This is a genomic window from Coprothermobacter platensis DSM 11748 (assembly GCF_000378005.1).
Lineage (GTDB): Bacteria > Coprothermobacterota > Coprothermobacteria > Coprothermobacterales > Coprothermobacteraceae > Coprothermobacter > Coprothermobacter platensis.
In genome coordinates, this window is the sequence record NZ_KB899040.1 from 400,722 (window position 1) to 416,544 (window position 15,823).

The 15,823-nt window shown below is 44.0% G+C and carries 16 protein-coding genes; 9 read left to right on the forward strand and 7 right to left on the reverse strand.

Annotation, left to right across the window (positions count from 1 at the left end; translation table 11 throughout):
• Positions 1–41: 41 nt before the first annotated feature.
• The 7 genes from D890_RS0102225 to D890_RS0102255 are packed head-to-tail and all read left to right on the forward strand — an operon-like array spanning position 42 to position 6,822.
• Positions 42–1,268 carry a molybdopterin molybdotransferase MoeA gene (locus tag D890_RS0102225; RefSeq protein ID WP_018962906.1) on the forward strand — a complete coding sequence of 409 codons (1,227 nt, stop codon included), beginning with the start codon at positions 42–44 and terminating at the stop codon, positions 1,266–1,268.
• Positions 1,265–3,109: a substrate-binding domain-containing protein gene (locus tag D890_RS0102230; RefSeq protein WP_018962907.1), complete on the forward strand. Its 1,845-nt coding sequence runs from the start codon at positions 1,265–1,267 to the stop codon at positions 3,107–3,109. Before D890_RS0102225 ends, D890_RS0102230 begins: the two co-directional genes overlap by 4 nt.
• A gap of 6 nt (positions 3,110–3,115) precedes the next feature.
• Positions 3,116–4,051, forward strand: coding sequence for a GTP 3',8-cyclase MoaA (locus D890_RS0102235; protein ID WP_018962908.1), 936 nt, complete (start codon positions 3,116–3,118; stop codon positions 4,049–4,051).
• Positions 4,052–4,061: 10 nt separating this feature from the next.
• Positions 4,062–5,297: a bifunctional folylpolyglutamate synthase/dihydrofolate synthase gene (locus D890_RS0102240; RefSeq protein WP_156802656.1), complete on the forward strand. Its 1,236-nt coding sequence runs from the start codon at positions 4,062–4,064 to the stop codon at positions 5,295–5,297.
• Positions 5,290–5,814 carry a cyclic pyranopterin monophosphate synthase MoaC gene (locus D890_RS0102245; RefSeq protein ID WP_018962910.1) on the forward strand — a complete coding sequence of 175 codons (525 nt, stop codon included), beginning with the start codon at positions 5,290–5,292 and terminating at the stop codon, positions 5,812–5,814. Before D890_RS0102240 ends, D890_RS0102245 begins: the two co-directional genes overlap by 8 nt.
• Complete coding sequence (locus tag D890_RS0102250) at positions 5,799–6,329, forward strand: cyclic pyranopterin monophosphate synthase MoaC (protein ID WP_018962911.1); 531 nt, start codon at positions 5,799–5,801, stop codon at positions 6,327–6,329. Before D890_RS0102245 ends, D890_RS0102250 begins: the two co-directional genes overlap by 16 nt.
• Complete coding sequence (locus D890_RS0102255; RefSeq protein ID WP_018962912.1) at positions 6,313–6,822, forward strand: MogA/MoaB family molybdenum cofactor biosynthesis protein; 510 nt, start codon at positions 6,313–6,315, stop codon at positions 6,820–6,822. The genes D890_RS0102250 and D890_RS0102255 overlap by 17 nt, the downstream gene beginning before the upstream one ends.
• Here D890_RS0102255 and D890_RS0102260 read toward each other — a convergent pair.
• The 3 genes from D890_RS0102260 to D890_RS07530 are packed head-to-tail and all read right to left on the reverse strand — an operon-like array spanning position 6,812 to position 10,086.
• Positions 6,812–7,681: an ROK family protein gene (locus D890_RS0102260; RefSeq protein ID WP_018962913.1), complete on the reverse strand. Its 870-nt coding sequence runs from the start codon at positions 7,679–7,681 to the stop codon at positions 6,812–6,814. The genes D890_RS0102255 and D890_RS0102260 overlap by 11 nt on opposite strands.
• 36 nt (positions 7,682–7,717) lie before the next feature.
• Positions 7,718–8,917: an NAD(P)-dependent malic enzyme gene (locus tag D890_RS0102265; protein ID WP_018962914.1), complete on the reverse strand. Its 1,200-nt coding sequence runs from the start codon at positions 8,915–8,917 to the stop codon at positions 7,718–7,720.
• Positions 8,908–10,086 (reverse strand): sodium ion-translocating decarboxylase subunit beta, encoded by a 1,179-nt coding sequence (locus D890_RS07530; protein WP_040363532.1) that lies wholly within the window; start codon positions 10,084–10,086, stop codon positions 8,908–8,910. Before D890_RS07530 ends, D890_RS0102265 begins: the two co-directional genes overlap by 10 nt.
• Positions 10,087–10,147: 61 nt before the next feature.
• On the opposite strand from D890_RS07530, the gene D890_RS0102275 reads away from it, so the two are divergent.
• On the forward strand, positions 10,148–10,894 hold the full coding sequence (locus tag D890_RS0102275; protein WP_018962916.1) for a phosphocholine cytidylyltransferase family protein: 747 nt from the start codon (positions 10,148–10,150) through the stop codon (positions 10,892–10,894).
• The gene (locus tag D890_RS0102280) at positions 10,887–11,933 is read left to right on the forward strand and encodes an iron-containing alcohol dehydrogenase family protein (protein ID WP_018962917.1); all 1,047 of its coding nucleotides are present in this window, start codon (positions 10,887–10,889) and stop codon (positions 11,931–11,933) included. Before D890_RS0102275 ends, D890_RS0102280 begins: the two co-directional genes overlap by 8 nt.
• On the opposite strand, the gene D890_RS0102285 is transcribed toward D890_RS0102280, so the two are convergent.
• From D890_RS0102285 to D890_RS0102300, 4 genes are read right to left on the reverse strand one after another with little or no spacing between them, the layout of a single operon-like run.
• The gene (locus tag D890_RS0102285; protein WP_018962918.1) at positions 11,859–12,644 is read right to left on the reverse strand and encodes a lytic transglycosylase domain-containing protein; all 786 of its coding nucleotides are present in this window, start codon (positions 12,642–12,644) and stop codon (positions 11,859–11,861) included. The two genes, D890_RS0102280 and D890_RS0102285, sit on opposite strands and share 75 nt — an antisense overlap.
• Complete coding sequence (locus tag D890_RS0102290) at positions 12,611–14,152, reverse strand: bifunctional metallophosphatase/5'-nucleotidase (protein ID WP_018962919.1); 1,542 nt, start codon at positions 14,150–14,152, stop codon at positions 12,611–12,613. The genes D890_RS0102285 and D890_RS0102290 overlap by 34 nt, the downstream gene beginning before the upstream one ends.
• Before the next feature lie 2 nt (positions 14,153–14,154).
• Entirely contained in the window at positions 14,155–14,961 is an 807-nt protein-coding gene (locus D890_RS0102295; protein ID WP_018962920.1) for a DegV family protein, read from the reverse strand.
• A gap of 33 nt (positions 14,962–14,994) precedes the next feature.
• Positions 14,995–15,804: a DegV family protein gene (locus D890_RS0102300; RefSeq protein ID WP_018962921.1), complete on the reverse strand. Its 810-nt coding sequence runs from the start codon at positions 15,802–15,804 to the stop codon at positions 14,995–14,997.
• Positions 15,805–15,823: the final 19 nt, after the last annotated feature.

Genomic DNA, 15,823 nt, shown 5'->3' on the forward strand with positions numbered 1-15,823 from the left:
TCGTTGTTCATACCATATGGGCAATATGCCATAATATCTCTATGGCTTTTTTGAATTTGTTTGATCAGGGGAAGATAAAACAAATTGCCGAGCAATTGCCACATCCCTGCATAGAAAAGCAAAAACGGTCAGTATTAGATGCTTTGGGATATGTACTGGCGGAAGATGTCATTTGTGAAGAAGATATTCCTCCTAAAGCGCGTTCCGAAGTAGATGGTTACGCGGTCAGAAGCCGAGATGTAAAGGGAGCATCTGTGGAACGGCCTTCCCTTCTAACAAAGGTAGGGACAATAGCTGTGGATGAAGTTCCCACGTTTACACTGCTTCCCGGAGAGTGCGCGTACATTCCCACAGGGGCAATTTTACCCCAAGATGCTGATGCTGTCGTTATGATAGAACATGCGGAAGAAAGTGGTAACTTTGTGGAAGTATTTAAGACTGTAGCTCCACTGGAAAATGTTATATCGCCTGGCGAAGATATGAAAAATGGTGATGCTGTGCTTAAGCAAGGTGATGTTATCGACGCTGCTGCAGTTGGCCTACTGAGCTATTTGGGGAAAACCGATGTGAGTGTTTATGCGCCACTGAGGGTGTATGTCGCGGCAACAGGTAATGAAATAGTAGAACCCAGTGAGGCTGCCCCTTTAGGTCGTTATCACGATGCAAACAGTTTCAGTGTAACTGCATTGCTTAATGACCATGGTTTTCTTGCGACGCGTGGTCCTATCATACCTGATGACATAACGTTGTTGAAGCAAACCCTTAAGGAAGCATCAGAACATTTTAATGCTGTAGTTTTCACAGGTGGCAGTTCGGCCGGTGTACGCGATTTGGTTGTGAATGCTTTAAGAGATGAAGGCGGAACTTTGATTGCGCATGGCTTTACCATAAAACCGGGGAAACCGACTATTATTGGTTCTATGGGCAGCAGCGTTTTCATAGGTCTTCCTGGTCATCCCATGTCCTGCTACGTTTCTGCTTCACTTATTCTTCTTCCGCTACTGCGTTCGCTGAGAAATGAAGAAATAAAACCTCTACCACTTCTCAAAGCTCGGCTAAGAACATCTGTCTTTTCTAAAATAGGCGTAGAAGAATGGATTCCCATGAAACTTGATTTTGACCATGCATCCGCAGAATTATGGGTTGAGCCTGTGTTTTCTAAATCTGCTATGGTTAGCAGTTTGGTAAGAAATGACGGATTTCTCAGGGTTCCTCCCGAAAAGGAGGGGCTGGAAATGGGAGAATTGGTGGAGGTACTGTTATTATGAGCAATTCAAGAAAGATTTATTATAATGTGGTTTCTTTAGAAGAGGCTCGGCGCATTGCAGCCAGCCTTGCACCACAGAGAGTTACTGAAGTTGTTCCCACGCGTGTCGCCCTCAATCGTATCACAGCAGACCATGTTTTAGCTTCTCGTAACGTACCTCATTATGTGGCTTCTGCTTACGATGGGTATGCAGTGGATGCTTCCGTAAGCTACGGTGCTTCTGAGAGTAATCCACGGGAACTTTTGACATATAGAGCTGTAAACACTGGTGATCCGCTTGAATCCAATGAGAACTGTGTTATTCCTTTAGAGGACGTAGTGGAACAAAATGGTAAGAAGCTCATTTTCAAAGCGCATGCTGAAGGAAACAATGTAAGACAGATTGGTGAAGACGCTATAAAGGGCGATCTGCTGGTTCCTGCTCTGCACCGGCTTGAACCCATGGATTTGGCGCTTCTGCTTGCAGCTGGTGTTTTTACTGTGCCAGTTATAAAAAAGCCCCGAGTTATTGTTATTCCTACTGGTGACGAAGTTGTTGCACCAGAAACAGATCTGGAAATAGGAAATATTCCCGAGACAAACAGTGTTTACATAACTGAAGAGCTAAAATATTATTTTGATTTTAGCGTTCTCCCTCCTGTAAAGAATGACCTCGAGGCATTGAAATCGGTTGTTGATGAAAACATTGGCAGTGCGGATATTATTATGACTATAGCGGGTTCCTCATATGGAGAGAAAGACGTTACCACACAGTTTCTTTCCGCTTCATTGGATGGTGAGGCAGATATTCTTCTACACGGTGTGAACATCAGGCCAGGGAAGCCTTTATGGCTGGGACGTTACAAGGGGAAACCCTTTGTGGCGATGCCCGGGTTCCCCGTATCTACTTGGGCTGTTTCAAACTTTGTCTTAGACGCTCTGTTGAAAGAATATTATGGTTTTATTCCTCATCCGTTCCATGATGTTTCTGCCTTAACGGGTCGGAAAGTTCCGTCTGAAGGTGGAGTTGTGGAGTTTGTCAGGGGCGTTATAGGCAAAGCCGCTGAGGGCATTTCTGTATTTATGCCACTAAACAGGGGAGCGGGAGCGATGTCCAGTGTCGTTAGCGCCAATGCCGTGCTTGCCATACCTGCCAACTCGGAGGGTTATATGGAAGGCACGAAGGTGAATCTGATGGCTCGGTATGAAGATTGGCCTTTATTGGTTGCATCTGATGACATTGCATTGAAATTCTTGCTCAGTGAATTGAGAAAACATGGAGTATTCATAAACTATGTATTCACAGGTTCATCTACGGCTTTGCAACTTATCAAGCGTGGCTTTTCTGCCATAGCCGGTGCGCATTTGCTGTGCCCTGATGGTTCCTACAATACCTGTATGGCACCGGAAGGTGCTATAAAAGTGCCTTTTGTTAAACGCCAGCAGGGATTCATGGTTAAGAAAAGCAATCCGAAACATGTTATGTCGGTTTCAGACTTGTGCCGCCCTGATATTGTCTTTGTTAATCGTGATAAAGGTTCTGGAACGCGTGTCTTATTGGATCATATGTTGCAGTTGGAAAAGGTGAACCCGGATGTGATAAGAGGCTACGATCATGAAGAGGTTTCACATCTTCGAGTGGCCATGGCTGTGGAAAGCGGTGTAGCGGACGTAGGTTTGGGCATAAAGTTTGCCGCAGATGTGGTGGGATTGGACTTCATTCCTGTTGTGGAAGAAGAATATGATTTGTTTTTCTTGCCCGATTATGCGTCTACGGCAGAAGATGTTCGGTCTGTTATGAATGATACAGCTTTTAAAGATACTATAGCGTCTATGGGTGGTTATACGCTCATAAGCGATTGAGCAATCATGCTTGATAGTTACGGCCGAAATATTGACTACATAAGAATTTCCGTAACCGATAGGTGTAACTTTCAGTGCCTTTATTGTAGCCACCGTTTGGATGTCCTCCCACGTGAGCAAGTGCTCAGGTTTGAAGACATATTGAACATTGTTAAAGCGGCGAAAGATCTCGGATTCAAAAAGGTTCGTTTGACTGGTGGTGAGCCACTTTTACGCCGCCACATCGAGCAATTGGTGGCCATGCTTCAGCCTGTGGGTTTGAGCATTCATATGACTACCAACGGTTACTTCCTCCATGAACTTTCCAAGCCCCTGTTTGATGCAGGATTAAATGGCGTGAACGTAAGTTTAGATTTTGTAGACGCTGAAAAATTCAGAAACATCACTAACGGCGGTCGTGTTGAAGATGTCATTGCGGGCATAGATAGTGCTTTGGATGCAGGATTGAAAGTCAAATTAAACACGGTTTTTACTTCATGGCATACAACGGATGATATGAAACAATTGATCATGTTTTCCAAAAGTAGAAGCATACCCATACGTTTCATAGAATTGATGCCAAAAAATGAATCGTCGTTCTCTGCCTTGTTTAGAAATATCTCTGAAGCAAAAGAAATGATGGGCGCGTTTACTAAAATGACGGTTGAACAAGTGAGCGGTTCAGACGGCCCTGCACAGTACTTCGTAACAGAAGATGGCGTAAAGGTGGGTTTTATAAGTTTCTTTAATCTAAATCAGTGCAAACAGTGTAATAGACTCCGTGTTAGCAGTAACGGAACTATTTATCCGTGTCTTCTGAGCAATAAAAAGCTTGATGCTTTTGATGACATAAAAGCAGGTACAGATAAAACCAAAGAAGTATTATCAGAGGCCATTCTTATGAAACCTATTCATGGGAACGCCAATGAGGTGGGGCCCTATATGTCAGAGATTGGTGGTTGATTATCCGAATATGGACACTTATGAAGAAATAACTCATGAATTAGATACAGCACCGTGGTTCGGTAGAACTCCTGAATTAACGCGTATGGACGCGCTTTTAGATGTTCTGGGCTTACCTCAATTTGGTACAAAGAACATCATCGTTACAGGTACAGACGGTAAAGGCAGTATTTGTAGTTACCTGCATTCTATCCTGAAACAGAACTATAAAGTGGGTCGTTTCATATCGCCGCATTTGGAAGAATGGACGGAACGAATAAGAGTGGGGGATGACGATATTCCCAAGGAGGATTTTGCTCGCCTTTACCTTAAGGTTATGCAAGGTGCTGAAAAAGCGCGTCCATTGTCGGGCGAAATGCCTACGGTCTTTGAACGTCTATTGGCTGTGGCGTTGCTTTATTTTCAAGAACAGCGTACCGATTGGAACGTAATCGAAGTTGGCATAGAAGGGCAGTATGATTCCACAAATCTGCTTCCCGCGAAAGCTGTGGTGGTTGCATCGGTGGGATTAGACCATATGCGTCTATTGGGCAATACTGTGCCTCAGATTGCGCATACTATCGCTTATGGTTTTAGGCCCCACAGTATCGCTGTCATAGGGAACACAGACAAAGATGCTTCGGAAGTTCTTGAACGGCGAGCGCTGGAATATAAAGACTACGTATACCGTTATGGGCGCGATTATTGGTACGATAACGGATTTTGTGGCTACGGAGGTAACATTCCATTTGAGATTAGCCTCAAGGGGGTTCATCAGTGGTACAATGCCTGCGCTGCCATACAAACAGTGCTTGCGCTTAATGGGAGTGCCTTGACGGTTAGCAAGAAAGACATACAGACGGGACTCAAAAATGCTTTTTGGCCCGGAAGGATGGAAACTCTTCGAGAGCATCCTTTGATGATTTTAGATGGAGCACACAACGCACATGCCGCAAAAGCGCTTAGAGAATCTCTGGACCTTTATTATCCAGGGAAAAAGTGGACAATCTTTTTTGCAGCCATGAAAGACAAAGATTGGCGATCCGTACTTCTGAATTTCATAGACATCGCTACTCACATATATGCCGTTCATATGCCTTATGAGAGGGCAGAAGATCCATCCAATATAGTGAGTTATTTGAAAACGCAAGGTGTTTCTGCGTCTACCTGTGATGAGAGCGATGTACTGCGTTGCAAAGAAGACGCCTTGGTTTTCGGGTCTCTTTATTTAGTTGGTGATGTGAGGAGGTTGAACGATAATGCATGAGTTTAGTCATTTCAAAAATGATGAAGCCATAATGGTAAACATCGGTGAGAAGTTTCTTACCCATAGGCGTACAAAGGCAGTTCTTTTCGGAGCTCGGTTCAACAAACGATTGGCAAGAAAGGCCATGTCCCTTACTCATGAGTTTATCCCCATGGCACATCCTCTGCCCATGTCTCCCATGGATGCAACGTTTAAGAAAAACGGCAACATGGTTGAAGTAGAAATACATTGTGATTATAAAACTGGTCTGGAACTTGAATCGCTCATGGCATCCACAGGTTTCATGCAGGATTTGCCTTATCTTGGATTTGCTGCTGTCACGCATAAGGAAGGTGGGAAATCCGGCATTATGGATAGAAAGATAGAGACTTACAAAAAGGGAGAAACCAGTTTGGATAAAGGTGTATGGTATCGTGTTGTAGGAAAAGGTTGGCTTAAGCTCACTGATCATGGAGAAGAAAAAGTCTCTGATTTTGAACTTGAAGAGGGGGACATAATCATATGCAGCTTACAGTAAGTGCAAAAGGCACTGTAGCATTTAGACCTGATAAATTCGAATTGGTTTCTTCAGAGAAACTGCCTAAGGGACCTTTTCTGGAAACAGCACGTTTATCAGCCTTTTTAGCGGCAAAACGTGATAGTTTCTTTGGAACAAAGGTTTTCATCAATCACATGGAGGTAAATCATCACTGGGGCCCTTCGGAACTCACCTTTACCGTACGAATGGTTGTCGATGGCAACTATGACGACATAATACGAAGAGTATGGTTTGCAGCTTTTACATGTTGTATCACATGCTACGACATGGTAAAGGCTGTTGACCCTGATGCCATCATTGAGGATGTTTCACTATTGTCAATAAATGACAAAACATTGCCTGTGAAGCCCTTACAACAGGTGAACCCGGTTTCCGATGTAGCGTTTTCTCCTACTGTCATCATCTCAGGTGGGAAAACTATTCATGCAGGAGCAGTTTTACCTAACCAGTCGAAGATATATGTGAGGTGCCTTGACCATGAACAATGCGAGTGATAAAAACATGCAGTCATCGTTAAGCTGTTGCATTCTCATATGCTCTGACAGAAGTTTTAGAGGTGAACGTGAAGACAAAACAGGACCTTTGCTTGTAGCAAAGGCAGAAGAGTTGGGTTATGCTGTAAAAGAGTTAAGAATACTACCTGATGAACGGCAATTGATCGCTGAACAAATTCGGCGTTGGTGTGAACTACCTGTTGACCTGATTTTAACATCAGGAGGCACTGGGGTAGGGCCTCGTGACGTCACCCCTGAAGCTACCATGGATGTCGTTGATAGAGAAATTCCCGGGATTCCTCTTATGGCACTCATGTTTTCTCTTAAAAGCACACCAAACGCCGCATTATCGCGGGCTAAGGCTGGAGTTATACAACAAACCATAGTGGTGAATTTGCCGGGTTCACCAAACGGTGCTTCCGATATTTTCCAGCTTATCGACCCTGCGTTAAAGCATGCTATTCCAATTGTTCACGGGCAGATTATCGAGTGAGACCTTGTTCTGCCAATGCTGCTGCACCGAGCAGTGCCGCATCTTTGAGATTACTTACCACCGTCTTTGTCTCCTTTAATGGAGGAAGTGCTCGCTTCTTGAACTCAAGAGCGTAAATGTCCTTCCAAAGGGGATAAGTACTACTGATGCTGCCGCCCAAAACGATTATTTCTGGGTTTAGTATGTTTGCCAATGATCCAGAGGCTACCCCCAAGTAATAACCTAAACGCTGATACAGATAAAGGGCTTCTTGGTCGCCGGCTCTGGCACGTTCATGTATTTGGACGCCGGTAACTTTTTCTCCTGTGCGGTCGTTGTACCACTTCTCCAATGCCCATCCACCTGCTAACGATTCTAAGCATCCTTCAGAACCACAAGTACAATTTGGCCCACCTGCTTCTATGACCATGTGTCCTATTTCCAGTGTTGCCCCTTGAGGGGAACGTAGAACTTCTCCGCGGTAAACAAAGCCGCCACCTATACCAGTTCCCAGTGTTATGCCCAGGAGCGCATGAGGTTCATTATGAAATTCATACTTCCATACCCCCAGTGCAAAGATGTTCGCATCATTTTCTACAAACACTGGTATGTTCAGTTCATCGGCTACGAGTTTCCCCAGAGGGAAGTTTTCCCAACGCAAATTTCGTGCAAATATTACATTTCCTGTTTCATAGTTCACTTGGCCTGCCACACCTATGCCCACAGCATCTATTCCTCTGCCTTGGCCGTAGGATGCGATTAAACTCGCTATGTTTCCGTTTGGGCTGTTCAAGAACCTGTCTTTAGAAATCAATGTGCCATCTTGCATTACGCCAATATCTACTTTTGTTCCACCCACATCCACCGCAAGTACTTTCATTTTTGAATTGTTCCTCCTTTCGTTTTCACCACAATGCTACTTTTGTTCGCGACTAAGCCTCCAAGAAAGTTCATCTTTCCATTTTATGGTTTGTTTGCTATCTGCCTTGGAAGAAAAATGGTTCACTACACATTCAGCAATGTGTGCATGGACGTTTGAATCCATAGCAGGTATAAGTTTGCCCTCACTTAAAGAAGATAGAGACAAACTACTGGCAATGTCAGTGCCTACTTCAGCATTATACTGCTTACGAGTGACCAGTAAACCTAACATGAGACCTGGAAATATAAGCGAATTATTCACTTGGTTTGGTTCATCGGACCGTCCAGAAGCATATATGTCTACACCGACGTTTTCTGCTTCTTCTCGCGAAATCTCTGGAATGGGGTTGGCAAGCGAGAACACAGCTCTCGGCTTTTTCATATTCTTAATGTACTCTACAGGGAATACACCAGGGCCAGGTCGAGATGCGGCTATAAGTATGGATGCGCCTTTCAGCGCTTGTTCTAATGAATGCTTTTTGACCAGATTCGTTTTACGTAACAGTGATGACATCCAGTGATTGCTTGCATTATCTGAACCATATGTTTGGTCTTTATCTACGACGACCACGTTTCCCACATCACCAGTGAGAGCGTCCAACAGTTGGAGAAAGCCCATATTTGCTGATCCTGCGCCCAATAGTACGATTCTCTCGTCTTCTAACCTTAATCCCATCATCGTTACTGCAGACAAAAGCGCTGTAAGTATGACTATGGCGGTGCCTTCCATGTCATCATGGATGATAGGTATTTCCAAATCGTTACGCGCTGCTGTTAGCACATGAAAAGCATCTGGCTGCTTTATATCTTCTAAATTGATGCCTCCCAGAGATGGTTCAATGGCTCTTACGAAAGAAAGTATGCCTTCTTCAGATGAAGCCTTTATGCAAAGTGGCAATGCGTCTATCCCAGCATAGTACTTATAAAGAGCCGCTTTTCCTTCCATCACAGGCAGACCTGCTTCCGGCCCTATATCGCCTAAGCCCAGAATACGTGTCCCATTGCTTATGACACCTATGGTATTCCATCTGTTTGTCAAGGACCAAACTAACTCTTTATCAGCGGCAATGTCTTGGCATGGTTGTGCCACACCTGGCGTGTAATAAACATGTAAGTTTCCAGAAATGGGAACACGTACAGTCGTTCCCCATTTACCTCTATACAGTTTATGTAGAAAAGAGGGTGTTATTTCCATTTTCTCACCACGCTAAAAATCACGACTAAAACGAGCATAGCAAGTAAGCTCCTGCTAAAAGCTAACAAGCCAATTTCGAGAGGATTTGTTATACCTGAAAGGACTACCTGAAGCAAAAACGTACCTGCAAATACGGAGCCCAATTGGCCAGCCACATTGGCACTAACCGCGGGTAAGAGCAAAAATGTGGCTGGTTCCTTTTTTTGTGCGTACTTGTGTACAACTCGTGCTGCCATGGGGAATGCGCTGTTTCCTGCAGCACCCAGAGCGGGATTAAAGTTATGATCAAACAGGTGCATGAACTTTGCCACCAAAATACCTGCTGCAATGTTTATTATGAACGCTAATAAGCCTATGCCCATGATTGCCAGTGTTTGGAGCTGGAAGAACGTCTCTGCTCTTATAGACCCACCTATAAGCATCCCTACGAAGATAGTAGCAACAGGTGCCAGTATTTCCTCGGCAGCTTCCTTAAGTGACAGCGTTTTACCATTTTCTTTAAGGAAATAACCGAAAACCAAAAAGCCCAAGAGTGGAAGTGACATGGGAGCAAGCAAACCTGCCGTAAGAATGACAATGAATGGGAAAACCATTCTTGCCGAACTGGATACTTCAGAATGCGCTGTAGTTTGAGCTTTTATTTCATTCTTTGTTACCAATCCTCTTAAAAGAGGTGGTATAAGCAAAGGTACGATGGAAACATAACTGTAAGCTGCCATGGATATCGTACCTACCAAGTCTGGCTTCAGCTTGGAAGCCACATAAATGGATGTAGGGCCATCTGCCGTTCCTATGCTTGCTATGGATGCGGCGCTGGGAATATCAAACCCCATACTTATTGCAATAAAAAACGCTATGAAAATACCGACCTGTGAAAACAAGCCCAAAACCATGTAACTTGGATTAGCAATAAGTGGTCCGAAATCCATCATCGCGCCTACGCCTATGAAGATGATGAGCGGCAACAATTCTGTCCTAATAAGCGCATCAAACATTTGATCCATGAGTCCATTCGGTTCGGCCAACGGGCTGTTGGGTATGTTTACTATGAACATGAAAAACCCAATGGGGATTAGAAGGAGTGGTTCCAAATCATACCGATATGAAAGATAAACTAACGCTAGCCCCAGAGCCATTAAAGCAATTTGCGACAATAGCAAACTGTCCAAGAATACAGCACCTCCTATGCTTACAAGAAGTATGTTAACATAGCAAAAGAGAGGTGAAATCTTGAAATTTGTCATATTAGCAGCAGGAGAAGGCAAACGCTTAAAACCGCTTACTGAAGATCGGCCAAAAGCCATGGTCGAAGTTCTCGGCAAACCCTTGGTTCAATGGCAGATAGAAAGTTTACAACGTGCTGGTGCAAATAGCCATGACATAGCCGTGGTAGGTGGGTTCGGTTATGACGTTCTGAAACAGTTTTTGCTGGGCAAAGATGTACAGATACTTTACAACCCTTATTGGAGTGTGGCAAACAATGTCCTAACGGTGTATCACGCTTTTCAACAAATTGATGACGATATTGCCATAATAAACTCTGATGTTATCGCTCAAGACAACGTTTATGGGCTATTAACACCAAGTACAGAGCCTTATGCCGTGGTTGACGGAACGGTTAAAGCGGCGGAAGAGGAAATGAAAGTGAAATTGGAAAATGACAAGATTGTCGTTTTTTCAAAATTCATTGACCCTCTGGAATCTGCTGGTGAGTACATCGGATTTTCCTTCATTCCAAGGCGGCTCCGTTCAAAAATGCTCTCTATCATTGAAGGCATGTGGAATCGTGGAGAAGTGCAAAAATGGTACGAAGATGCTTTTAACATTCTCTGCCAGAGTCATCCCATGCTACCCATTTTTTGCGATGGCTTACTTTGGACAGAAATTGATACGCACGAAGATTTGGAAAGAGCGAAACACATCGCTACCGAATTAACCAGTAGCGATTCTTTGAGAGGTTTACCTAAGGATGTTTAGCAAAGCGGTTAGCTTACCCATATTTTGGGTTATCGGAGAGAACGTCATGGGTGATATAAAAGACGTTCTTTCCCAGTACAATATGGTTTTTCATCATCCTTTGGTTGTCACCGGCAGCGGAGCCACAGCGGTTCTGGGCGAGAAGTTTTTCTCCACATACCACCGTGTAGCTGTATCTACGAATCGCATAGCCGATGTGGAAAAAGTTAAAGCGGAGTCGCGTTCTGTTGGATCTGATTTGCTTATCGGTTTCGGTGGTGGCAAAGTCATCGATGTGGCAAAAATGGCTGCTACAGAGCTGAATTTGCCCTTCCTATCTGTACCTACTGCCACTAGCAACGATGCCGTAGCATCGCCTGTAGCCGTCATCGATTTTGGTGATTATGTAAAGTCCATGGGTGCCATGGCTCCCATTGGTGTTGTGGCTGACTTGAACATATTACGTAATCAGCCAAAGAATCAATTCTTAGCCGGAATAGGAGACCTTTTTTCTAATTTATCGGCTTTGGAAGATTGGAAGCTTGCTTCCGAACGCGGTTTTGAACGTGTGGATCCAGTGGCAGCTTACCTGAGCAGGAATGCCGTGGAAAATCTATTTGAGGCCATTGAAAACAACGATGATCTTTACCAAGCTTTAGTCGAAGGCTTGGTGGTTTCTGGAGTGGCCATGGTGCTTGCTGGCAATAGCAGGCCCAGCAGTGGAGCAGAACATCTGATTTCTCACGCATTGGATAAGTTTCCAAAGCATAGCTTGCATGGTTTGCAAGTGGGTGTAGCAGCGTTTTATACGTTGAGATTGCACGGTCTTGATTATCGTTATTACAGGTCGCTTTTAAAACGCATTGGTTTCCCCACCACTTTGGACGCATTAGGTGTTGACAAAGAAACCTTCATGCAAGCCATAGCCATTGCGCCTCAGACACGCACTGGCAGATACACCATTCTTAGCGAAGTAACGCCGGAGTTATTGGAGGAAGCGTACAACGAAGTTTACGGTGTAGGCTCCAGCATCAACGGGGAATTCTCTTCCCAGGATTAAGTAGTTTTCGTACAGTTTTCCTAAGATAGCACTTGCATATTGCTGAGTAGATGTGCCGGTTTTGTCATAAAGTTGGCTGCCTTCCTTTTTTATCTTTGCCACGCCGCCGTCGCCTGCAAAATATGCTACAAGACCCCAATAAGTGTTGCCGTCCCAATGCTGTATACGTTTTGATAAATAATACGTTCCTGCTTTAATATTGCTGCATATGTCCGTGGGGTCACTGGAAAGGCCCAACTGTGGCCTAAGTTCTTCGTATAGAGCTGGCATTATCTGCATCAGACCAGCTGCACCTTGTACGCTCTTTGCCTTTGGATTAAATCCACTTTCTTGTTCTATGACCGCTGTGGTGAGTAGTGGGTCAACATAATAAAGGTAAGAGTATTCTACAATGCAGCTACTCATAGTCGTTCTATCCTTATCACTAAGATTTCTATTAATGGCTGTTTTTAATGTAGATGCTTGAATACGCGCTTCTATGAGTTTACTGATTTCTTCTACTTTGAACACCGGAAAGGAATAAGCAGGGAAGTTATCCAGGTCTTTTGGCTTCAGTGTTCGTGAAACAACAGGTGAAAGTATGCTAACTATCACTGAGTGATCCAACGAATCCCAATTATTTTGAATCATGTGCTCCACATAAAAGCTGGCTACTAAAGCCAAAATAAGCAGTACCGTTATGACAGAGTGAACGAGTTTGCCACGAACCACCAGTTTTTCTCCTTTCTCGGACTAATTGTACCTTTTTCCGCCAAATATTGTTCGAAATAGTCTCTAAGCAGGGTAGGGGAATAAAACTCTATGGGTTGGTTCTTAAGCATGCCGAATCCACCAGCTCCTGAAGCTCTGTAACTGGTTAGGCTAACCCAGTAATTTTGCCTCTGATGGATTTCTGCTCCCATATATTTCGCTTTTCTCACCCTGCATCCCTCAGGCTCTGTCAGGTCATATATAACCTCCACACCACCTATTGTCTCAAAATTGTATGGCTTTACAAATGGATGCTTCACAGGTTTTACCCACTTGGGACTGATAGAAAGCAGATAATAATAACGGGCATTCCATTCCAGTGCCTTTTTAAGAGTGGCTCCACTTATTTTTAGAACTACAGGCTCGTTCTCAAAGGGGTATAAGTTGAAAGCGTCCTTGCGTGTGAGCCACCCTTTTCTAATTACTGCTGGTTCGAAAGGGGAAGTGGGGTGCATGGTTATTTCATTTTCTGTGGCATAGCGTAATACGTCCAAGTACAAGTTGGATACTGGTTCCGAAGAGATTTTCCATGTATCACTGACAAAGTCCTCTGAAGCAATGCCGATCACTTCATTTATCCAGTCGTTAATTTTCCTATGTTCGCCCCAAAACATATCCAGTATTGCCGGGTCATCTTCGACACCATATAAATCTACGTTTTGTACATTTGTTATGCGGCCATCATTGATTTCAATTAAAGCGACACCACGGCCGTAAGATGCTGGTTGAAGGATTATGGTTTTGCCAACTTTTATTGGGCCGAAAGCCCTGTGTGTGTGACCAAAAACGATTACGTCAATGCCGGGGACCTTGGTAGCCAACGCGTAAACGAAATTCTCTTTTGATGATTCAGAAACTTTTCTCCGTTTTATTGGGTCATACTCTATTCCAGAGTGTGCAAGGACGACAATCGTATCGACCTGCTGGTCTTTTAATTGAGCGACTAACCTCTTTGCTACAGTTATTGGATCATCAAAGCGAAGGCCTTTCCATTTCCATGGTAAATCGAAGTCTTCTATGGCAGGTGTCGTGAGTGCTATAACGCCTATGCTCTTATTTCCGAATCGATATACCTTGAAAGGCAGCCACCGTGTTTGGTTTGTTGTTTCATCTTCAATATTGGCGCTCAGCAGTGGGAATCGTGATTGATTCTCAATTTCTTTTAAATATCTCAGTCCATAGTTGAATTCATGATTCCCCACAGCCATTCCGTTTAGTTCTAATTCGTTGTATGCTTCTACCACTGGATTGACTTTGTTGCCAAAAAACTTATGAGCGTAGAACGTTAAGGGAGAGCCCTGAAATGCGTCTCCGTTGTCAAAAAAGAGCGTGGGGTTCTTCTCGCGTTGTTTCTTTAGAAAGGTACTTACTTTTGTCAAGCCACCGGGGAATGCTTTTCCGTGCACGTAATCAAAGGGTAAAAGCTGGCCATGTAAATCTGTGGCAACTACAATGCTAACCGCCGACACGTCTAAGGGTTCCCTTTTCGAACATAAGCAATGCCGTAAGCATTGTTTCCTACGAAAGCACCTATCACCGGGCTTGCCTGCAATAAATATGCTCCTTTTGAACGCGCCAGGGTAATAATGTCTTCATTCAAATCCGTATACGCCATGCCTACTGGGTAACTGTTATCGATATCGCTGGCTATTTCTTCTACGTACTTTTTAAAAATCGTAAATGGGTTTCCTCTTTCGTTTCTTAACGGTTTTACTTCTCCACCTTTTACCTGGATAAGCGGAACAGTTTTCAACAGGCCTCCCACAAAACCCGCAATAGTGGGAAGGCGTCCTAACCTAACCAAGTTCTGTAGCGTCGCTATTACCGCTATTACATTCACTCTATCTCTTAGTTTCATAAGTTCTTCATATGTTTCTTGCATAGTCTTTCCTTGTTTTCTTAGCTGAACGGCTATATGAGCTAAAACTCCGCCTCCTATGGAGGCGCTGAGTGTATCCATTACCATAATGTTCTTTTCTGTTTGCAATGCAGCGCTTTGAGCTGATTGGACGGTGCCACTGAGTTTTGATGAAACGTCAAGAACCAATATATCTTTCTCCGGCACCTTGTCAAATACTTCTTTAAAATCTTCTGGCGTTGGTTGGCTCGTAGTAAAGCTATTTACCACAGAGGACAAAATCTTGTAAAAATAGTCCCGTGTTATCTCCACACGATCTTTTAAGAACTTTTCACCTATGCGTAGATAAACAGGAACGACACTGAGGGCAGGGTAATTTTCAAAGTGGTCAATCGCTGAGTCTATCACAATGTGAAACATCCCTTTGATGTTGCCCCCTTTCTTAGCGTGCTATCATTCTTGTTTTTGTATGTAAGCTACAGCAAAAGTATTATTCCCTGTATAAGCACCCACTATGGGGTTTCCACGAGCCAGCAGTGCATTATGCTCTTTCACCAACTGTTCAATTTCCGGGACATAATCCGTGTACCCTATGATAAAGGGGTGAGAACGATCGGCATGTTTCTCCGCTTCATCTACGAGTTTTTTCAGAATATTGAATGGATTGCCGCGTTCATTCCGCACAGGCACGATGTCTCCTTCTCTTAATTCTACCAGTGGTTTTACTCTGAGCATTTCGCCAACTATCCCAGTAAAACGCGATATTCTACCAGTACGTACAAGGTTCTTCAACGTTGCTATGACAGGCGTAAAGCGAACTTGCTCACGAAGCACATACAGGTTTTTCACAACTTCTTCCATGGACATGCCCTTTTCACGCATGCTCATGGCTTCTAACGCCAACACACCGGCTCCCATGGACAAGTTCCATGTGTCGAACACAGTGACGTTTTTATTGCTTTCCTGTGCGGCAGAAAGTGCAGAAGCGTATGTACCGCTCACTTTGGAGGTTATAGTCATAACAAGTACATCTGTTTCTTTTGCCGTTTCTATGGCAGATACGAAATCTTGAGGGTTTGGCTGACTGGTGGAAATGTGGTCATATTCTGTAGGGAGTATTTCAAAAAACTCTTCTCGACTTATATCCACCATGTCTTTCAAAAGACGGTCTCCCACCTTTACATACAGCGGCACTATGGATAAATCGTCGTAATGCATTCCTTCTGGCAAATCAATTGCAGAGTCGATTACGATGTGAAACATCCCGTTTGTTCCTCCTTCC